The sequence below is a fragment of the Castellaniella ginsengisoli genome, from assembly GCF_040955415.1.
Classification (GTDB): Bacteria; Pseudomonadota; Gammaproteobacteria; order Burkholderiales; family Burkholderiaceae_B; genus Castellaniella; species Castellaniella ginsengisoli.
In genome coordinates, this window is the sequence record NZ_CP158257.1 from 1868280 (window position 1) to 1888390 (window position 20111).

16 protein-coding genes are annotated in these 20111 nt (G+C 67.8%); 8 read left to right on the forward strand and 8 right to left on the reverse strand.

What is annotated here, in order from left to right; translation table 11 throughout:
- Positions 1 to 8: 8 nt before the first annotated feature.
- The 3 genes from ABRZ00_RS08905 to uvrA are packed head-to-tail and all read right to left on the reverse strand — an operon-like array spanning position 9 to position 7545.
- Entirely contained in the window at positions 9 to 794 is a 786-nt protein-coding gene (locus tag ABRZ00_RS08905) for an aminotransferase class IV (protein ID WP_368642267.1), read from the reverse strand.
- The gene (gene pabB / locus ABRZ00_RS08910; protein ID WP_368642266.1) at positions 764 to 1915 is read right to left on the reverse strand and encodes an aminodeoxychorismate synthase component I; all 1152 of its coding nucleotides are present in this window, start codon (positions 1913 to 1915) and stop codon (positions 764 to 766) included. Before pabB ends, ABRZ00_RS08905 begins: the two co-directional genes overlap by 31 nt.
- Complete coding sequence (uvrA, locus tag ABRZ00_RS08915) at positions 1912 to 7545, reverse strand: excinuclease ABC subunit UvrA (RefSeq protein WP_368647670.1); 5634 nt, start codon at positions 7543 to 7545, stop codon at positions 1912 to 1914. Before uvrA ends, pabB begins: the two co-directional genes overlap by 4 nt.
- 208 nt (positions 7546 to 7753) lie before the next feature.
- Between uvrA and ABRZ00_RS08920 the strand changes: the two genes are divergently transcribed.
- The 3 genes from ABRZ00_RS08920 (at position 7754) to ABRZ00_RS08930 (ending at position 9633) form a co-directional block, all read left to right on the forward strand.
- Positions 7754 to 8314, forward strand: coding sequence for a YceI family protein (locus ABRZ00_RS08920; protein ID WP_368642264.1), 561 nt, complete (start codon positions 7754 to 7756; stop codon positions 8312 to 8314).
- 97 nt (positions 8315 to 8411) lie between these two features.
- A complete protein-coding gene (locus tag ABRZ00_RS08925) occupies positions 8412 to 8540 on the forward strand; it encodes a hypothetical protein (protein WP_013743098.1) in 129 nt (42 codons plus the stop codon).
- Between the two features lie 127 nt (positions 8541 to 8667).
- On the forward strand, positions 8668 to 9633 hold the full coding sequence (locus ABRZ00_RS08930; RefSeq protein WP_368642263.1) for a glycosyltransferase family 2 protein: 966 nt from the start codon (positions 8668 to 8670) through the stop codon (positions 9631 to 9633).
- 44 nt (positions 9634 to 9677) lie between these two features.
- On the opposite strand, the gene ABRZ00_RS08935 is transcribed toward ABRZ00_RS08930, so the two are convergent.
- Complete coding sequence (locus tag ABRZ00_RS08935) at positions 9678 to 10148, reverse strand: hypothetical protein (protein ID WP_368644241.1); 471 nt, start codon at positions 10146 to 10148, stop codon at positions 9678 to 9680.
- A 183-nt stretch (positions 10149 to 10331) separates the two neighbouring features.
- Here ABRZ00_RS08935 and ettA point away from each other — a divergent pair, with 183 nt between their 5' ends.
- The 5 genes from ettA to ABRZ00_RS08960 all read left to right on the forward strand — a co-directional run bounded on the left by ettA (position 10332) and on the right by ABRZ00_RS08960 (position 16113).
- Complete coding sequence (gene ettA / locus ABRZ00_RS08940; protein ID WP_368642261.1) at positions 10332 to 12005, forward strand: energy-dependent translational throttle protein EttA; 1674 nt, start codon at positions 10332 to 10334, stop codon at positions 12003 to 12005.
- Between the two features lie 105 nt (positions 12006 to 12110).
- The gene (locus ABRZ00_RS08945; RefSeq protein WP_368642260.1) at positions 12111 to 12668 is read left to right on the forward strand and encodes an isochorismatase family protein; all 558 of its coding nucleotides are present in this window, start codon (positions 12111 to 12113) and stop codon (positions 12666 to 12668) included.
- A 146-nt stretch (positions 12669 to 12814) separates the two neighbouring features.
- Positions 12815 to 13042, forward strand: coding sequence for a glycine zipper 2TM domain-containing protein (locus tag ABRZ00_RS08950; protein WP_368642259.1), 228 nt, complete (start codon positions 12815 to 12817; stop codon positions 13040 to 13042).
- A 232-nt stretch (positions 13043 to 13274) separates the two neighbouring features.
- On the forward strand, positions 13275 to 15080 hold the full coding sequence (locus tag ABRZ00_RS08955; protein ID WP_368642258.1) for an acyl-CoA dehydrogenase C-terminal domain-containing protein: 1806 nt from the start codon (positions 13275 to 13277) through the stop codon (positions 15078 to 15080).
- A 148-nt stretch (positions 15081 to 15228) separates the two neighbouring features.
- Entirely contained in the window at positions 15229 to 16113 is an 885-nt protein-coding gene (locus ABRZ00_RS08960) for an AEC family transporter (RefSeq protein ID WP_343838483.1), read from the forward strand.
- A 147-nt stretch (positions 16114 to 16260) separates the two neighbouring features.
- On the opposite strand, the gene minE is transcribed toward ABRZ00_RS08960, so the two are convergent.
- From minE to ABRZ00_RS08980, 4 genes are all read right to left on the reverse strand, one after another.
- Positions 16261 to 16527, reverse strand: a complete 267-nt coding sequence (gene minE, locus ABRZ00_RS08965) for a cell division topological specificity factor MinE (protein ID WP_343838485.1) — start codon at positions 16525 to 16527, stop codon at positions 16261 to 16263.
- A gap of 2 nt (positions 16528 to 16529) precedes the next feature.
- On the reverse strand, positions 16530 to 17345 hold the full coding sequence (gene minD, locus ABRZ00_RS08970; protein ID WP_368639485.1) for a septum site-determining protein MinD: 816 nt from the start codon (positions 17343 to 17345) through the stop codon (positions 16530 to 16532).
- Between the two features lie 141 nt (positions 17346 to 17486).
- Positions 17487 to 18287, reverse strand: coding sequence for a septum site-determining protein MinC (gene minC, locus ABRZ00_RS08975; protein ID WP_368642257.1), 801 nt, complete (start codon positions 18285 to 18287; stop codon positions 17487 to 17489).
- Positions 18288 to 18290: 3 nt separating this feature from the next.
- Positions 18291 to 20042 carry a glutamine--tRNA ligase/YqeY domain fusion protein gene (locus ABRZ00_RS08980; RefSeq protein WP_368642256.1) on the reverse strand — a complete coding sequence of 584 codons (1752 nt, stop codon included), beginning with the start codon at positions 20040 to 20042 and terminating at the stop codon, positions 18291 to 18293.
- Between the last annotated feature and the right edge of the window lie 69 nt (positions 20043 to 20111).

Below are 20111 nucleotides of genomic sequence, written 5' to 3' on the forward strand. Positions count from 1 at the left end.
CGCAGGGATCATGTCATGTCCGCTCTTATCCAGCCGCGCAGGGCGTTGGATACGCGCAGCGCCGGCGCCCGGCGCAGGTCGTCCAGGCTGAGCCGGGCTTCGCGCACGGCGCCTTCGTCCAGCAGGGCCTGGCGCCGCACGCCGGGCAGCAGGCCGTTGGACAGGGGCGGGGTCAGCCAGGCGCCGTCCGCATCCTGGACGTAGATCGTGCTGCGGCTGCCTTCGCACAGGCCGCCGGCGGCGTTGCCGAAGATCAGGTCGAAATGATCCGGATGTTCCGACAGCCAGCGCTGTGCCGCCGCGTACACGGGGCGATGCGTGGTTTTGTGGCGCAGCCAGGGGTCGTCGGCATCCAGGACGGCGGGTGTCTCCAGCACATCCGCCGCCAGGGCGATGCGCACCGGCTCGGCCGTGGGCGGCAGCGGCGCGCAGTCCAGGGTCAATGCGCCGTCGGCCGCCAGCAGCAGGCGCAGGCGGCACGGCGCACGTGTGCCGGCGGCCTCGGCGGTCGGGTCATTCGTGACCGGAGCCGGCGCCTGCGGCTGTGGGGCCGGCAGGTTCCGGAGTTGTGCGCTCAGCCAGCCGTCCAACGCCGTGGCGTCCAGCGGGTAGCCCAAAGCGCGGGCCGAGGCCAGCAGCCGCGCCCGATGGCCGGGCCAGAGCGCGATGCGGCCTTGCTCCAGGCGCAGGGTTTCGATCAGGTCGGGGGCAAGCCGTCGGACTTCGGCGGCGGAGGGCGCGGGCAGGGCCGGACCGGATGCGCTCAGTCCGGATTCAGGACGCGGGCTTTCCACAGGCATTCCTCCCATTCGTCGGCAGCCCGGGAATCGTACACGATGCCGCCGCCCACGCCGAACTGGGCCTGGCCGTCGCGCAGTTCGATGGTGCGGATGGCGACATTGAGGGAAAAATCCCCGTCCGGCGCCAGCCAGCCCACGCTGCCGCAATAGATGCCGCGCCGGCGCTGTTCCAGCGCCCGGATGGCCCGCATGGCGGCGATCTTCGGCGCCCCGGTGACGGAGCCGCAGGGAAACAGGGCGCGCATCACCTCGGCCAGCGGGACGTCCGGCGCCTCGGCTTCCACGGTGGATGTCAGCGTCCAGACCGAAGGATAGGCCTCCAGGTCGAATAAGGCCGGCACGCGCACGCTGCCGGGCACGGCGATGCGGCCCAGGTCGTTGCGCAGCAGGTCCACGATCATCAGGTTTTCCGCGCGGTTCTTGGCGCTGCGCTGCAAGGCTTCGCCGGCCTGCCGGTCCCAGGCCGGATCGGCGTGCCGGGGGGCGGTGCCTTTCATCGGCCGCACGCGCAGGCGCGCGCCATCGCGCGCGATGAAGAGTTCGGGCGACAGCGACAGCACCCAGCGGTTGCCGTCGCGCACGCAGGCGGCATGCGAGACGGGGTGGCGGCCGGCCAGGTAGGCGTAGGCCTGTGCGGGATCGAGGTCCGGCGGCCAGTCCAGGTGCAGCGGCAGGGTGTAATTGATCTGGTAGTAGTCGCCCCGGGCGATGCCGGCGCGGATGGCCTCGATGGCCTGTGCATGACCGGCGCGCGGCGTGCCCGGGCGCGGGCGCGGATCCCACGCGGGCGCCGCGCCGCCGCGGCCGGCCATGGCCGCCGCGCTTTGCGGTGTGCTCGCGCACGGCCCCCATTCGGCGCGCGCGTGGACCAGCGCCGTCAGTCGCGGCAGGGGGTCGCGCGCGTCGCCATCCCGGGCGTCCGAGAGACCCGGCTCCAGCCACTCGCCCAGCTCGTAGTCCAGCAGCAGAGCAACCCAATGGCCCGCGCGCCGCGCTGCTTCGATGGCGGCCCAGGCGGCGGGCAACTCGGCGCGGCGATGCGCCGCGATGCGTGCCACGGGGTCGAGCAGGCGCAGCGCCCGGTCAGCCAGCCGGTCTTCGAACAGGCAGGTCATTTCATGAATTCCGCCAGGATCCGCCCGGTGTGCGTGTCGCTCGCGCAAAGTTGCTCGGGGCTGCCCTGGGCGACCACGCGGCCGCCCTGGTCGCCGCCCTCCGGGCCCAGGTCCACGATCCAATCGGCCTCGGCGATGATGTCCAGATTGTGTTCGATGACGACCACGGTATGGCCGGCGTCCACCAGCCGGTGCAGCACGCGGATCAGTTTTTCGACGTCCGCCGTGGACAGGCCCACCGTGGGCTCGTCCAGCACGTAAAGGGTATGCGGCGCGCGCGATGCGCGGCCGGTGCGCAGCACGCCTTCGTCCAGGTGCGCCTTGGTGAGTTCCGTGACCAGTTTGATGCGCTGGGCCTCGCCGCCGGACAGTGTCGGCGAGGGCTGGCCCAGCGTCAGGTAGCCCAGGCCCACGTCCTGCATCAGTTGTAATGCGCGGGCGATGCGGCGGTGCGCGGAGAAATGCCCGATGGCGTCATCCACCTCCATGCGCAGCACGTCTCCGGCGCTGCGGCCGTTCCATTGCACGCTCAGGGTTTCCTGATTGAAACGCGCGCCGTGACAGGCGTCGCAAAGCACCTTGACGTCCGGCAGGAAGCTCATCTCGATGGTGCGCATGCCCTGGCCTTCGCATTCCGGGCAGCGGCCGTCGCCGGTATTGAAGGAAAAGCGCGAGCCCGTCCAGCCGCGCAGCCGGGATTCGCGCGTGCTGGCGTAGAGCTTGCGGATGTCGTCCCAGAAGCCCACGTAGGTGGCCGGGCAGGACCGGGGTGTCTTGCCGATGGGCGTCTGGTCGACCTCCAGCACCCGGTCGACGGCCTCCCAGCCGTGGATTGTGCGGCAGCCCCGCCAGGGGCCGCTCAGGCGCTTGCCGACCCGCTGGGACAGATTGTCCAGCAGCACGTCGCGCGCCAGCGTGGATTTGCCCGAGCCCGAGACTCCGGTGATGACGTTCAGGCGGCCCAGCGGAAGGCGCGCGTGGGTCTGGCGCAGGTTGTGCAGCGTGGCGTCTTCGATGTCCAGGCTGGGGGTGGCGGCATTCACGGCGCGCCGGCCGTTCATGGGGTGGACCAGAGGTTCGCGCAGGTAGCGTCCGGTGACCGACGCCGGGTTGCGGGTGATTTCCTCGACCGTGCCCTGGGCGACCACCATACCGCCGCGCACGCCGGCGCCCGGACCGATGTCGATCACGTGGCCGGCGCGGCGGATGGTGTCTTCGTCGTGTTCGACCACGACCAGGGTGTTGCCATTGCCTTCCAGGCGGGTCAGGGCATCCAGCAGGATGCGGTTGTCGCGCGGATGCAGGCCGATGGTGGGCTCGTCGAGCACGTAGCACACGCCTTGCAGGTTCGAGCCCAGTTGCGCGGCCAGGCGGATGCGCTGCGCCTCGCCGCCCGACAGGGTGGGCGCGGCGCGGTCCAGGGCCAGGTAGCCCAGGCCCACGTCCATCATGAAGTTCAGGCGGCCGCGGATTTCGACCAGGATGTCGCGCGCGATCTCGGCCTCGCGGCCCTGGGCGCCCAGGCCGAGGAAAAAGCGTTGGGCGTCGCTGACGGGCATCGAGGCCAGCTCCGCGATGGAGCGGTCGCGCCAGCGGAACGCCCGCGCCACGCGGTTCAGCCGTTGGCCCTGGCATTGGGTGCAGGGTTGCGGAAACCCGGTGGTTTCGTCCAGCCAGACGGATTCCTCGCCGGTCTGGTCCTCGGTGAAGCCGGTCAGTTGCAGGCCGGTGCCATAGCAGCCCGGGCACCAGCCGTGGCGCGAGTTGTACGAGAACAGGCGCGGATCGGGTTCCGGGAAGCTGGTGCCGCAACTCGGGCAGGCGCGTTTGATGGAGAAGGTCAGCAGGCGCGGGTCGGGCGCCAGGCCGGCGGCACGGCGGGCCTCGAGCGTGGCCGGACCGGGGGCGGTCAGGCCGGCCAGCACGCGGAAGCTGCCGTGGCCCAGCGCCAGAGCGGCCCGCACGGCTTCGCGCAGGCCGGCTTCATCGCGCACGTCCACGATCAAGTCGCTCACAGGCAGCTCGATGGTGTGCTCCTGGTAGCGGTCCAGGCGCGGCCAGGGGTTGACCGGGATGAAGGCGCCATCCACGCGCAGGTGGGTATGGCCATGCGAAGCCGCCCATTTCGCCAGGTCGGTGTAGTAGCCCTTGCGCGCCACCACCAGCGGGGCGAGCAGGCCGATATGTTCGCCCGTGTGGTCGTGCAGCAACTGCGCGACGATCTGCTCCGGGGTCTGCGGCGCCACGGGAACGTTGCAGTCCGGGCACATCTGCGTGCCCAGGCGCACGTACAGCAGGCGCAGGAAATGGTGGATCTCCGTCATGGTGGCGACGGTGGACTTGCGCCCGCCCCGGCTGGTGCGCTGCTCGATCGCGACGGTGGGCGGGATGCCGTAGATCGCATCCACGTCCGGCTTCCCGGCCGGCTGCACGATGGCGCGCGCGTAGGCGTTCAGGGATTCCAGGTAGCGCCGCTGGCCTTCATTGAAGAGAATGTCGAAGGCCAGGGTGGATTTTCCCGAACCCGATACGCCGGTGATGACGGTGAAGGCGTCGCGCGGGATGTGCACGTCGATGCCTTTCAGATTGTGTTCTCGGGCGTTCAGGATATGGATGTCGGGGCTGGCCGAGGCGGCCGGCGGGTGCGGCGCGGGCTCGCGCAAGACCAGGGCCGGGCTGCTCTCCTGGCGCGCGTAGTCGGCCAGCGCCCGGCCGGTATGGGAGCCGGGATGGCGCATCAGGTCTTCGGGCGTGCCTTCGGCCACGATGCGGCCGCCCTGGTCCCCGCCCTCAGGCCCCAGATCCACGACCCAGTCGGCGGCGCGGATCACATCCAGGTTGTGCTCGATGATGAGCAGCGAATGGCCCGCGGCCAGCAGCTTGCGGAAAGCCTGCATCAGACGGGCGATGTCGTCGAAGTGCAGGCCGGTGGTGGGCTCGTCGAACAGCAGCAGGCTGCCCTTGAGCGCCCCCTGGGGGGCGCGCGAGCGCGCGGCCGCGGCCAGGTGGCCGGCCAGCTTCAGGCGTTGCGCCTCGCCGCCCGACAAGGTGGGCACCGGCTGGCCCAGGCGGACGTATTCCAGGCCCACGTCGGCCAGGGGCGCCAGGCCCCATTGCACGTCGCGCAGCCCCTTGAAGAAATCCAGCGCCTCGCTCACGGTCATGTCCAGGACTTCGTCGATCGAGGCGCTGCGGCCCAGGTGCTCGATGCGCACTTCCAGCACCTGGGGCCGGAAGCGTCGGCCGTCGCAATCCGGGCAGCGCAGGTACACGTCCGACAGGAATTGCATTTCCACATGCTCGAAGCCGGTGCCGCCGCAGCCGGGGCAGCGGCCGTCGCCGGTGTTGAAGCTGAACGTGCCGGCCGTGTAGCCGCGTTCCTGCGACAGCGCGGCGGCCGCGAACAGCTTGCGGATGGCGTCGAAGGCGCCGACGTAGCTGGCCGGGTTGGAACGCGCCGTCTTGCCGATGGGCGTCTGGTCCACCATCACCACATCGGCGATGCGTTCCGCGCCCAGCAGGGTCGTGTACTCGCCCGGCGCTTCCGTGGCGCGGCCCAGCCGCTTGAGCAAGGCGGGATAGAGTACGTCCTGCACCAGGGTGGATTTGCCCGATCCCGAGACGCCGGTCAGGCACACCAGCCGGCCCAGCGGCAGCGACAGGTCGATGCCCTGCAGGTTGTTGGCGCGGACGCCTTGCAGCAGCAGGCGCGGCGTACCGTCCTTCACCGGCAGGGGACGCGGCGCCTCGATGCGCAGGCGGCCGCCGAAATAGCGGCCCGTCAGCGTGTCGGCCACGGCCAGCTCGGCCGGCGTACCGTCGAAGACGATGTGGCCGCCGCGTTCTCCGGGGCCCGGGCCGATGTCCAGGACGCGGTCGGCGGCGATCATGACCTGGGGATCATGCTCGACCACCACCAGGGTATTGCCGTGGTTGCGCAGGCGGTGCATGACCTGGACGATGCGGTGGATGTCTCGCGGGTGCAGGCCGATGGATGGCTCGTCCAGCACGAACAGCGTGTTCACCAGGGACGTGCCCAGCGCCGTGGTCAGGTTGATGCGCTGGACCTCGCCGCCCGACAGGGTGCGGCTCTGCCGGTCCAGCGACAGGTAGCCCAGGCCGACGTCGCACAGGAAGCGCAGGCGGGCGCGGACTTCATCCAGCAGTTCGGTCAGCGCTTCGTCCAGCGTGCGGCCGAGCTCGATGCGGTCGAACCAGTCCCGCACCCGCTCGATGGGCAGGCGCATCAGGTCATGCAGCCCCAGGCCGGGCAGGGCCGCCAACTGCTCGGGCGTCCAGTGCGCGTGCGCAGGCAGGAAACGGGCCGGGCCGGGAATCGGATCGTGATCCTGGCCCAGGCGCCACAAGGTGGCGTCCGGCTTGAGGCGCGCGCCTTTGCAGTGCGGGCAGGGCGTGTAGCTGCGGTATTTCGACAACAGCACACGCACATGCATCTTGTAGGCTCGGGATTCCAGCCAGTCGAAGAAGCGTTGCGCGCCGTACCACTGGTGCTTCCAGGCGGAAGGACCGCCTTTCCAGTCTGGCGTCCCGCCGATCACCCAGGCGCGCTCTTCGTCGGTCAGGTCGCGCCAGGGCACGTCGAGGCGCACGCCCGCCTTGGGGGCGTAGCGTTCCATCTCGACCTGGCACTCCTGGTAGCTGGCGGTCTGCCAGGGTTTGATCGCGCCATTGCGCAGGCTGCGGGTTTCGTCCGGCACCACCAGGCCGTAGTCGATGCCCATGACCCGGCCAAAGCCCCGGCAATGTTCGCAGGCGCCCAGAGGGGAGTTGAAGGAAAAAGTGCTGGGCAGCGCGGTGCCGTAGTCGATGTCGCACCGCGCGCAGTGCAGGCCGGCGCTGAAGCGCCAGGTTTCTTCGCCTTCGTCGAACAGCGCGTGGACGGCGAGCCGGCCATTGCCCTGGCGCAGGGCGGTTTCCAGGGCTTCGTCCACGCGGGCGGATTCCGCATTGCCCAGGCGAAACCGATCCTGCACGACGTGCAGCACGCGCCGGACGGCGTCGGCCGCCTTGCGCCGCCCGCCCGCCTTGCCGGCGGCTTCGGGCGCGGGCGCGGGCTCGTCCTGGCGATGGATGCGCGTGTAGCCTTGCTGTTCCAGGAAGCCGCGCACCTCGTCTTCGGTGAAGTTGGCGGGCACCGAAACCGGGAATGTGACGACCAGCCGGGGATCGCGGGCGGCGCACAGACTGTCCAACTGGTGCCGGATGCTGGCGGGATCGTCGCGGGTGACGGGCCGGGCGCAGCGGCGGCAGTGCAGGTGGCCGGCGCGTGCGTAGAGCAGCTTCAGGTGGTCGTTCAGCTCCGTCATGGTGCCTACGGTGCTGCGCGAATTGCGCACCGGATTGACCTGGTCGATGGCGATGGCCGGCAGGATGCCTTCGATGCGATCGACCTGGGGCTTGTCCATGCGGTCCAGGAACTGGCGGGCGTAGGGCGAGAAGGTTTCGACGTAGCGCCGCTGGCCCTCGGCGTAGAGCGTGTCGAAGGCCAGCGAGCTCTTTCCGGACCCGGACACGCCGGTCACCACCAGGAGCTCCCCGGTGCGGATCGTCAGATCCAGGTTTTTCAGGTTGTTCTGGCGGGCGCCGAAGATGCGGATGGGTGCGTTCATGCCGCCATCATAATCCGCTGCGCGGGACTGTTGCGCCATGCCGGAAGCGGGAATGTGGGCGGCGCCCGGCCGGCGCGCCGAAGACCGCCGGTTTGATCCGCGTCAGCACTCCGGGCTGTTGCGCCGGCCGCCGCCGCGACTCGATTCCTACAATGGACTTGAATGATGCCGGGCTGGCCTGCGGCCCGCGCAAATCCGGAGAACCGCCATGAAACGCTTGCTCGTCCTGCCCCTGTTGTGCGCCGCCCCCTTTCTGGCCCAGGCGGCCGATTACACGACCGACGCCGATCATACCTTTGTCCATTTCGAGGTTCTGCACAACGGCACGTCCACCGTGCGGGGGCGTTTCGACACCGTCGAGGGGCGGGTCGCCTTCGATCGCGAGGCCCGCACCGGCCGGGCGGACATCCGCATCGACGTGGGCTCGATCAATACGGGCTCCAAGGGGTTCGACGAGCACTTGCGGGGCGGCGACTTCTTCCTGGCCGAACGGCATCCCGACGCCCGCTTCGAATCCACCGCCTTTCATTTCAAGGGCGACCTCGTACGGGCGGTCGAGGGCAATCTGACTTTGCTGGGCCAGACCCATCCAGTCACGCTGAACGCCGTCCGTTTCAACTGCTATCAGAACAAGCGCCTGGGCCGCGAAGTCTGCGGCGGGGATTTTCGCGCGGAGATCAAGCGCAGCCAGTGGGGCATGGGTTTCGGCCTGCCCGGCATCCCCGACGCCGTGCGCCTGGATATCGAAATCGAAGGGGTGCGCCAGTAGCCGGCGGCCTCTTGGCAAAATGCGGGCCGTCCGCCAGTGAAATTTTGCTAAAATAGTGTGTTTTGCATTCAAGCCCGCCTTACACCAGGAGATCCACATGGCAGAAATCAAACGCACGCGGCGCAACACGCTGGAGCGTCGTTGCCTTGGCAAGGCCTTCAAGCGCCTTTTCGTGCGCTCGCCCAAGGGTGTCTTCAAGATGCTCGAAAAGGTCAAGCGCGTCTGATCGCGCCGGCCTGGCCGGCCGTATTGTTTGTATACAATTCGGCCTCAGGGAAACCACGCACTCGACGGTGCGTGGTTTTTTTTGCGGCTATCATGACCGGAACGGATAAAAGGAGGAGCCTTCCAGCATGGCTTGTTGGCGACATCTGTTTTCCGTCATCACGCCCACCTACAACCGGGCGCACACACTGGAACGCGTGTACCGTTCGCTGCAGGAGCAGTCCTTCCAGGACTTCGAATGGGTGATCGTGGATGACGGTTCGACGGATACCACCCGCACATTGGTGCAGGGTTGGCAGCAGCAAGCCAGTTTCCCCATCCGTTACGTCTGGCAACCTAATCAACATAAGAAAACAGCGTTCAACAACGGCGTGCGCCATGCGCAGGGCGAATGGCTGGTGGCCATCGACAGCGACGACGAACTCGATCCCAACGCCCTCTACCACATGGCCGGCGTCTGGGAGCAGATCCCGCCGGCCCAACGCGCGCGCACGGTGGCGATCACCGGCTTGTGCGCCCGGCCCGACGGCCGCGTGGTGGGCGATATGTACCCCCTGGATGTGATGGACGTGTCCTCGCTGGACATGACCTTCCGCTACCACGTGCGGGGCGAGAAATTCGGCTGTCTGCGCACCGACGTGCTGCGCCAGTTCCCCTTTCCCGAGGACATCCCCGGCTTCGTGCCTGAAAGCCTGGTCTGGCGGGCGATCGCCCGGGCCGGCTACCTGACCCGTTTCGTCAACCAGGTGTTCCGCGTGTATCACGATGAAGCGGGCAGTTTGTCGAGCGAGGGGCGTGCGGCCGACAGCGGCCGCCATGCGCTGGGGCTGTGGCTGCTGGCGCACGACACGGTGGCGTTCTGCCTGGGCTGGTTCCGCTACCAGCCGCTGTCGTTCTTTGCCGCCGCGATCCGCTACACCCGCTTCAGCCTGCATCTGCGCGCTCAGCGGGTGGCCCGCCCCGCCGGGCGCCGCCTGAGCCGCTGGTCTTCGCGACTGCTGGTGGCTTCGATGTGGCCGGCCGGCGCGGCGCTGTACGCGCGCGACCGCCTGCGTGCCGCCACGGCGCGGATCAAGCGTCCGGTGGCCACCTGAGGCACATCGCCTGAAACGCGGCGCCGGCTGAAGGGATCAGGGCGTCATGCGTTCCGGTCTGGCGCGTCCTCGCCGTCTTCCTCGTCGTCTTCGTCTTCTTCGTCGTCCGCAGGCGCCTGGGCGTCTTGGAGGTCGAACGGCAGCAGGTCCGTCAGCGCGTCGGTCCAGGCGACCTCCTCGCCCTGGGCGTCCACTTTGATGTAGCGCGCGCCTTCCAGGTCGGACAACTGGATCGCCCAGAGGAATTCGCAATCCACCGCCTGGCCGTCGCTCAGATCCAGGCCGCCGCAATTGCCCAGGAACCGCGCCCCGGGGCCGCCCGCCTGGACGCGGGGCTTGTCTTCGTCTTCGTCCTGGGGGGCCAGCGGCAGGGCGAACAGCGCCCATTCGTAGCCGTCTCCGGTTTCGGACACGATCTCGGCGATCACGGGCCGGCCCAGATAGGCGCACAGCGCGTCGGCCGTGCGGCCCAGCAGATCGGCCTCGGCCGGGGTGAATGCGAGGGGGAGAGTCATGATGGGATGAGGCGGGATGGTTGATGACGGCATTGTACGGTTTGAACGGCGGGCCGGTTCGATGGCCGCCGCATCGCGGCGCTGGAGCGCCGCCCGGGGCCCCGGCCCATCCGCCGCCAGTCCGGCCTACAATCGGGGCTTTGCGCGGCCGAATCCTTTGGCGCGCCCTTTCACGGTCGAGACATGGCACAGTACGTCTATTCCATGAACCGGGTCGGCAAGATCGTGCCGCCCAAACGCCAGATCCTTCGGGATATCTCTCTTTCCTTCTTTCCCGGCGCCAAGATCGGGGTGCTGGGCCTGAACGGCTCGGGCAAATCCACCCTGCTGAAAATCATGGCCGGGGTGGACAAGGACATCGAAGGCGAAGCCATCCCCATGGCGGGCCTGCGCATCGGCTATCTGCCGCAGGAGCCGCAGCTCGATCCCGACCATACCGTCCGCCAGTCCGTCGAGGCCGGCCTGGGAGAAGTCTTCGAGGCCCGCAAGCGCCTGGACGAGGTCTATGCCGCCTATGCCGAGCCCGATGCCGACTTCGACGCCCTGGCCGCCGAGCAGGCCGAGCTGGAAGCCGTCATCGCGGCGGCCGCCACCAGCGGCAGCGACGACATCGAGACCCAGATGGAGATCGCCGCCGATGCCTTGCGCCTGCCGCCCTGGGAGGCGCAGGTCGGCAAACTGTCCGGCGGGGAAAAGCGCCGGGTGGCCCTGTGCCGTCTGCTGTTGTCCAAACCCGACATGCTGCTGCTGGACGAACCCACCAACCACCTGGATGCCGAGTCGGTCGAATGGCTGGAGGTCTTCCTGCGCCAGTTCCCGGGCACCGTCGTGGCGGTCACCCACGACCGCTACTTCCTGGACAACGCAGCCGAATGGATCCTGGAGCTGGACCGGGGCCACGGCATCCCCTGGAAAGGCAACTACAGCTCCTGGCTGGAACAGAAAGAAGACCGCCTCAAGCACGAGGAAGCCGCCGAGTCCGCCCGCCAGCGCACCATCAAGAAAGAACTGGAATGGGTGCGGCAGAACCCGAAGGGCCGCCAGGCCAAGGCCAAGGCCCGCTTGGCGCGCTTCGAGGAACTCTCTTCACACGAGTACCAGAAGCGCAACGAAACGCAGGAAATCTTCATCCCGGTGGCCGAGCGCCTGGGCAATGAAGTCATCGAGTTTCGCGGCGTCTCCAAGTCCTTCGGCGACCGTCTGCTGATCGATGACCTCAGCTTCAAGATTCCCGCCGGCGCCATCGTCGGCATCATCGGCCCCAACGGCGCCGGCAAATCGACGCTGTTTCGCATGCTCGCCGGCCAAGAAACCCCGGATGCCGGCGAAGTCGTCCTGGGCCAGACGGTGAAGCTGGCCTACGTCGATCAGTCGCGCGAGTCCCTGCCCGATGAAAAGACCGTGTTCGACGCCATTGCCGATGGCGCCGACCTGCTGACCGTGGGCCGTTTCGAGATGCCGGCGCGCGCCTATCTGGGCCGCTTCAACTTCAAGGGCGCGGACCAGGGCAAGCAGGTCGGCAAGCTGTCGGGCGGCGAGCGCGGCCGCCTGCACCTCGCCAAGACCCTGATCGCGGGCGGCAACGTGCTGCTGCTCGACGAGCCGTCCAACGACCTGGACGTCGAAACCCTGCGCGCCCTGGAAGACGCGCTGCTGGAATTCGCCGGCTCCGTGCTGGTGATCAGCCACGATCGCTGGTTCCTGGACCGGATCGCGACGCACATCCTGGCCTTCGAGGGGGATTCCCGCGTCGTGTTCTTCGACGGCAACTATCAGGAATACGAGGCTGACAAGAAAGCGCGTCTGGGCGAAGAGGCCTCTCGTCCGCGCCGCCTGCGCTACAAGGCCCTGAAATAAGATGAAGCAGGACACATCGGGAGTTCCCGCGGCCCCTGATGCGCCTGTCGGGTCGAAGCGCCTTGCGCGGCGCGGTGCGCAGAGATGCCACAATGGGAGTCCGTCATGAAATACGTGGATGTGAACCAAGCCTTGCTGACGACCGGCGCCAGCCTGCTGCTGGTGGTGGACATGCAGGAAAAGCTGTTGCCGGCCATCCGCGATACCGACGCTTTGCGCGGCCGGGTCGCGCGTCTGGCGCAGGCCGCGCGCCTGTTGTCGGTGCCGGTCTGGGCGACCGAGCATTGGCCCGGCAAGATCGGCGCCACCCATCCCGACCTGCTGGCGCACGCGGACCGGGTCGTGGCCAAGACTCATTTCGACGCGTGCCGCGAGGCCAGCTTTCTGGCGGACTGGCCTGCGGGCCGCACGCGGGTGTTGTTGACAGGCACCGAAGCCCATATCTGCGTGTTACAAACCGGCCTGGGCTTGGCGCAGGCCGGCTTCCAGCCCGTGCTGGTGACGGATGGCGTCGGTTCGCGGCGCGAGTCCGACTGGTCGGCCGCCTGCGAACGCTGGCGCCGCTATGGGCTGGAGACGGTCACGTCCGAGATGGCGATCTTCGAATGGCTCGAAACCCCCGCCCATCCGGCCTTCCGCGACGTCCTGGCCTTGGTGAAGTAGGGCGCGGCCGGCGGTTCCGCCCTTGTTACAAGTTACATGGTTCGACATCTTGGCTCACAGCTTTTTCAAGGGCCGGCGCTTATAAAGAAGCCAGGATGCCTGACCAGGCATGGAACATCACGCAGTACACGAGAAGGAGAACCACTATGACGATCGGGACACTCGGAAAAATCGGTGCGGCCCTGATGCTGGCGACGGCCATGGCCGGATGCTCATCCTGGGACAACATGAGCCATCGCCAGAAATCGGCCGTCACGGGGGCCGGCATCGGCGGCGTGGCGGGGGCCGTCGTCACGGGCGGCGGGATTCTCGGCACGGTCGGCGGCGCGGCCATCGGCGGCGTCATCGGCGACCAGATCGGCAAGAACCGCTGATCCTCGCATCCTCTTCGCGATGGGCCCGGCGCCCCGCCGCGCAGCCTGCAGGCTGCGCGGCGGGGCGCCGGTCTTTCAGGAGCGCGAGGTCTTGACTTCAAACGGGCTTTATCCTTAAATTCAAACAATCGTTTGAATTTCGATTCGACGGCTTGAAAACCGACCGGCACCCGGGCGGGCGTCCCCTGCGGAGCCGCCGGACTGCCCTCGACTATCCCCTTGGAGACCGGAGATGCCCGATTACAAAGCCCCTTTGCGCGACATTCGTTTCGTGCGCGACGAAGTCCTGAACTATCCCGCCCACTACCAGTCCCTGCCCGGCTGCGAAGAAGCGACCCCCGACATGACCGGCGCCATCCTGGAGGAGGGCGCCAAGTTTTGCGAGCAGGTGCTCGCGCCGCTGAATGCCGTGGGCGACCGCGAGGGCTGCGTCTGGTCGGACGAGGGTGTCAGGACCCCGGCGGGTTTCAAGGAAGCCTACGCCCAGTACGTCGAAGGGGGCTGGCCGGCGTTGTCGCACGATGTGGCCCACGGCGGCCAGGGCCTGCCCGAATCCCTGGGCATGGCCATCAGCGAGCTGATGGGCGAGGCCAACTGGGCCTGGGGCATGTATCCCGGTCTTTCGCACGGCGCCATGAATACCTTGCAGGCGCATGGCACCCCGGAACAGCAGAAGACCTACCTGGAGCCCCTGGTCTCCGGCCGGTGGACCGGCACCATGTGCCTGACCGAGCCGCATTGCGGCACCGACCTGGGCATGCTGCGCACCAAGGCCGAGCCCCAGGCCGACGGCAGCTACAAGATCACCGGCACCAAGATCTTCATTTCCGCGGGCGAGCACGACATGGCGGAAAACATCGTCCACATCGTCCTGGCCCGCCTGCCGGACGCGCCCGCCGGCACCAAGGGGATCTCCCTGTTCATCGTGCCCAAGTTTCTGCCCGACGGCCAGGGCGGCCCGGGCGAGCGCAACGGCGTGTCATGCGGCTCGATCGAGCACAAGATGGGCATCCACGGCAACGCCACCTGCGTGATGAATTTCGATGGCGCCGCAGGCTTCCTGATCGGGCCGGCCAACAAGGGCTTGAACTGCATGTTCACGTTCATGAACACGGCGCGCCTGGGCACCGCCATCCAGGGCCTGGCGCATGCCGAAGTCGCCTTGCAGGGAGCCACGGCCTATGCGCGCGAGCGCCTGCAGATGCGCGCCTTGAGCGGCCCGAAATTCCCCGACCAGCCGGCCGATCCCATCATCGTGCACCCTGACGTGCGCCGCATGCTGCTGACGATCAAGTCCTACGCCGAAGGCAACCGCGCCTTGCTGTACTACGCCGCGCAGCAGGTGGACATCATGCAGCGCAGCCAGGACGCGGACGCCCGCGAGCAGGCCGACAAGCTGTTGGGATTCCTGACGCCGATCGCCAAGGCCTTCATGACCGAGACCGGCTTCGAGGCGGCCAATCTGGGCGTGCAGGTCTTCGGCGGCCACGGCTACATCTCCGAGCACGGCATGGAGCAGAACGTGCGCGACAGCCGCATCTCGATGCTGTACGAAGGCACGACGGGCGTGCAGGCGCTGGACCTGCTGGGCCGCAAGGTGCTGATGACCCAGGGCGAATCGTTGCGCCTCTTCACCAAGATCGTGCACAAGTTCTGCAAGGCCAACAGCGGCAACCGCGCGATTTCCGAGCTGGTGAAGCCCCTGGCCGAACTGAACAAGGAATGGGGCGACCTGACCTTGAAGATCGGCATGAAGGCGATGACCAACCGCGAAGCCGTGGGCGCCGCGTCCGTGGATTACCTGATGTATTCGGGCTACGTGACGCTGGCCTACTTCTGGGCAGACATGGCGCGCGTGGCGGCGGAGAAACTGGCGGCGGGCGAGGGCGACAAGGCTTTCTACCAGGCCAAGCTGCACACCGCGCGGTTCTATTTCACCCGCATCCTGCCGCGCACCCGGGCGCATGTGGAAGCCATCAAGGCCGGCCCGGACGTGCTGATGGATCTGCCGGCCGAGGATTTCGCGCTGGGGTATTGAGCGGCCGCCGCATGCGGACGGCGCCGCCTGTCCGCATGCGGGCCGGATCGCAGACGGGTCGGGCCTCCTGGCGGGGGCCCGGCCCGTCTTCAAAGGCGCTGCGCTGTACACTCTGGGCTGCCTGTCGTCCTTTCCCCCTGCCGCCCTCATGCTGTTGACCCTGCTGAACATTGTCCTGCCCGTCTTTGCCGTGGCGATCCTGGGCTTTGCGTTCGGACGCCGTCAGGCCCGCACGCCGGACATGGCGTTCATCAACCATGCCAATGTGATGGTGTTCTGCCCGGCGCTGGTGTGCTCGGCGCTGCTGGACAATCCGGTCGATCTGGCGCGCGGCTGGCCATTGATCGCGGCGGGGGTGCTGATCATCGTCGTGCCGGGCCTGTTGCTGGCCCTGGTGCGCCGGCCGGGGGTGTCCCGCCCGGCCTTCCTGGTGCCGGGGATGTTCCGCAACACGGGCAATATCGGCATTCCGCTGATGATGCTGGCCTACGGCAAGGATCTGCTGGGCGACATCGTCGTGCTGTTCGTCCTGTCGAACCTGCTGCATTTTTCCCTGGGCCTCTTCCTGCTGTCGCGCGGTGGCAGCCGCTGGATGTGGCTGCGCAATCCGAACATCTGGGCGGCCTTGTTCGGCGTGGCCATGGCGCCGCACCGGGAGTGGATTCCGCCTTTCGTGACGACCACGCTGGAACTGACCGGGCAGATCGCGATCCCGCTGATGCTGTTCGGGCTGGGCGTGCGCCTGTCCCAGGACCGGGTCGAGCAATTGGGCCTGGCGCTGCGGATCAACGTGCTGTACCTGGCGGCCGGCTTGCTGACGCTGCCCATCGTGCTGTGGCTGCTTCCCCTGACGCCGGAATGGTCGCGCATGGTGGCGTTGTCGGTGATGTTGCCGCCGGCGGTGCTGAACTACCTGTTGTGCGAGCAATACCGGGTGGAGCCCAGAGCCGTCGCCAGCGTGGTGCTATTGGGCAATGTGCTATCGGTGGCGACGATCCCGCTGGTAGTGTGGGCAACACTGACTTGGATTTGACTGGACGCGAAACAGCCCCTGCGGGCTGTTTCGCGCCTGTCAAATCCGAGCCGCTTGCAAGCGGCGAGGTGGAGGGAAGCCCCAATCCAAGACCAGCCCCTGCGGGCTGTTTCGCGCCTGTCAAATCCGAGCCGCTTGCAAGCGGCGTCAGTTGCGTGCTTCGGCTTGCGGCATTTCGATCTTGACCTCGAGGACTTCCAGGGAGTCCTGGCGGTCCAGGCTGACCTTGATGTCGTCGGGGTTGATCTGGACGTACTTCGAGATCACCGCGATCAGTTCTTTTTGCATCTGCGGCAGGAAATCGGGCGCATGGCGGCCGCTGCCGCGCTCGTTGATCAGAATGAGCTGCAGACGATCCTTGGCGATGCTCGCCGAGGTCTTTTTTTGTCCGCGCAGGAAATCCAGGAACGACATGCTTATTTACCCCCGAACAGGCGCTTGAACAGGCCGGGTTTTTCGTAGTCCACGAAGCGCAGGGGCTTTTCTTCGCCCAGGTAGCGGGCGACCACGTCCTGGTAGGCCAGGGCCACGTCGGAGTCGCGGATGTGAATGGCCGGGATGCCCTGGTTGGAGGCCTGAAGCACGGTTTCCGACTCGGGGATCACGCCGATCAGGCGGATGCGCAGGATGTCCTCGATGTCGCCCAGGGACAGCATCTCGCCATCGGCCACGCGCTTGGGGTTGTAGCGGGTCAGCAGCAGGTGTTCCTTGATCGGCTCCTCGCCCTTCTCGGCGCGCCGGGATTTGGCCGACAGGATGCCCAGGATGCGGTCGGAGTCGCGCACCGAGGAAACCTCGGGGTTGGTGACCACCAGCGCGTCGTCGGCAAAGTAGGATGCCATGACCGCGCCCGTCTCGATGCCGGCGGGGGAATCGCAGACGATGTATTCGAAGTCCATGGCGGCGAGGTCGGTCAGGACTTTTTCCACGCCGTCGCGCGTCAGGGCGTCCTTGTCGCGCGTCTGCGAGGCTGGCAGGATATACAGATTTTCCAGTTGCTTGTCGCGGATCAACGCCTGATGCAGCGTGGCCTCGCCCTGGATGACATTGACGAAGTCGTAGACCACGCGGCGTTCGCAACCCATGATCAGGTCCAGGTTGCGCAGGCCGACGTCGAAGTCGATCACGACCGTCTTGTGGCCGTGCATGGCCAAGCCGGCCGAAAAGCTCGCACTGGTGGTGGTTTTGCCCACCCCTCCCTTGCCGGAGGTGACTACAACGATGCGCGCCATGGTGACTGTGTTCCCCTGTTCGAAAAATTCATGACATCGTAAAGCAAAATGTCCCGCGCGGGCCGGAAGGCCGGCGGCGGGGCGTGTCCGGATGTGACGGGTTGCCCGCCCGGAGGGCCGGACCGGCCCCGGACGGGCCCGTCAGTGGCCCCCCTGCAGCGCCCGGATGCGCAGCGTGTCTCCGTCCAGTTCGACCTGGGCAGGACGGTTGTGCAGCGTTTCGGGCAGACGGGTCTCGACCACCCGGTAGACTCCTGCGATGGCCAGCAGCTCGGGATCGAGCTGGGTGGTCAGGATCATGGCGCTCGCGTTGCCGCGCGCGCCGGCCATGGCTTTGCCCCGCAGCGGCCCGTAGACGTGGATGTGGCCGTCGGCGATGACCTCTGCGCCCTGGCTGACCATGCCCATGACGATCAGGTCGCCGCCGCGCGCATAGATGCGCTGGCCCGAGCGCAGCGGGTGGCGGATCACCAGGGTTCCGGTGTGCGCGTCGGCTTCGGCGGGGCGGGCGGCTTCGGTTGGGGGGGGCGCGTCCGCCGCCGTGGGAGCGCGCTCGTCGGCGGGATCCCGGTCCGGCGGCGTGCGCTGCGCCTGGGCGGCCTTGGACGATGCGGCGCGGCTCTCGGTGTGACGGCCCGTGGAAATGTCCAGGGGCGCCAGGCCGGCCTTGCGGGCCAAGTCCAGCAGGGCTTCCGGCGCGCGCACGCCGATCGGGTGCAGATGATGGCGGCGCAGCGCCTCGGCCAGCGCCGGCCAGTTGGGCGCCTGGTCCAGATCCTGGGCGTCGAGCACCACGGGTTCGTTTTCGTAGAAGGCGCCGGCCTCCTGCATGCGCTGGTCCAGCGCCCCGATCAGTTCGGCGGTGTCGGCCGTGCGCAGCACGGCCCGCAGGACGTGCAGGGAGGCGCCTTTGAAATCCAGGGCTGCGGCAGTCTTGGCCATGGCTCAGACCCAGGTGTCGCGCAGTGTGACGGCGCGGTTGATCACCGGACGCTCGGGCGTGGAGTCTTCGCGGTCGGCGACGAAATAGCCCAGGCGCTCGAATTGCCAGGTGGCGCCGGGTTCGGCGCGCGTGCCCGGCTCGACCCAGGCATTCACCACCCTGCAGGAGTCGGGGTTGATCGCCTGCAGGAAGTCGCGGTCGCCGGCGTCGGGGTGCGGTTCGGTGAACAGGCGGTCGTACAGGCGGATCTCGGCGGGCACGGCGTGCGCCGCGCTGACCCAGGTGACGGTGCCCTTGACCTTGACGGCGTCCGCGCCCGGCGTGCCGCTGCGCGTGTCGGGCAGGTACTCGGCGTGGACTTCGACGACTTCGCCCGCGGCGTTCTTGATGCAGCCGGTGCAGCGCACGATGTAGCCGTATTTGAGGCGGACCAGATTGCCCGGGAACAGGCGGAAGTATTTCTTCGGCGGGTCTTCGCGGAAATCGTCGCGCTCGATCCAGAGTTCGCGCGTGAAGGGAAAGGCGCGGCGGGCGCCGTCCGGTTCGTGCGGGTTGAGCGCGGCGGAGCAAGGCTCGGCGTGGTCTTCCGGGAAGTTGGTGATGACGAGCTTGAGCGGATCGAGCACCGCCACGGCCCGCGCCGCCACGGGGTCCAGGTCGTCGCGCAGCGCTTGCTCCAGGATGCTGTAGTCGATGCGGGAATCGGCCTTGGAGACGCCCAGGCGCTCACAGAACAGGCGGATCGCGCCGGGCGTGTAGCCGCGGCGGCGCAGGCCGGCCAGGGTGGGCAGGCGGGGGTCGTCCCAGCCATTCACGTGGTTTTCCAGCACCAGTTGGCGCAGCTTGCGCTTGCTGGTGACGACGTAGCTGAGGTTCAGGCGCGCGAATTCATACTGGCGCGGCAACGGCGGCGCGAGCTGGTCCAGTTCGGCCAGGCGGGCGAGAATCCAGTCGTAGAAAGGACGCTGGTCCTCGAATTCGAGCGTGCAGATGCTGTGCGTGATGCCCTCCAGGGCATCCTCGACCGGGTGCGCCCAGGCGTACATGGGATAGATGCACCAGGCGTCGCCAGTGCGGTGATGGGTCGCGTGGCGGATGCGGTACAGGACCGGGTCGCGCAGATTGATGTTGGGCGAAGCCATGTCGATGCGCGCCCGCAAGGCCATGCGGCCGTCCGGGAATTTGCCGGCGCGCATGTCGCGCAGCAGCGCCAGGGATTCGGCGGCGGGGCGGTCGCGCCAGGGGGAGTCGGTGCCCGGCTCGGTCAGCGTGCCCCGGGTGGCGCGCATCTCGTCGGCGGACTGCTCATCCACGTAGGCGTGGCCGGCCTGGACCAGGGCTTCGGCGAAGCGGTACAGAGTCTCGAAATAGTCGCTGGCGTAGAAGCAGTGCTCCGTGCCGTCCTGCGTCCAGTCGAAGCCCAGCCAGCGCACCATGTCGATGATGGCGTGGACGTATTCGTCCTCTTCTTTTTCGGGGTTGGTGTCGTCGAAGCGCAGGTGGCAGATGCCCTGGTAGTCGCGCGCCAGGCCGAAGTTCAGGCAGATGCTCTTGGCGTGGCCGATGTGCAGGTAGCCGTTGGGCTCGGGCGGAAACCGGGTGCGGATGCGGGCGGGATCGGGGGCGCCGGCGCGGCGGACCTCGGCCGGGCTGGGCGGCGGCGCCCATTGCCTGTCCTGGTAGCGACCGGATTTCAGATCGTTGTCGATGATGGTGCGCAGGAAATTCGAGGCGGGCGCGGAGTCGGTGGTCATGGTGCGGGGGATGGGCCTCTGGGGCGGAAAGAAGCAAAAGGATGAACCGGGCATTTTGCCATGTCCGCG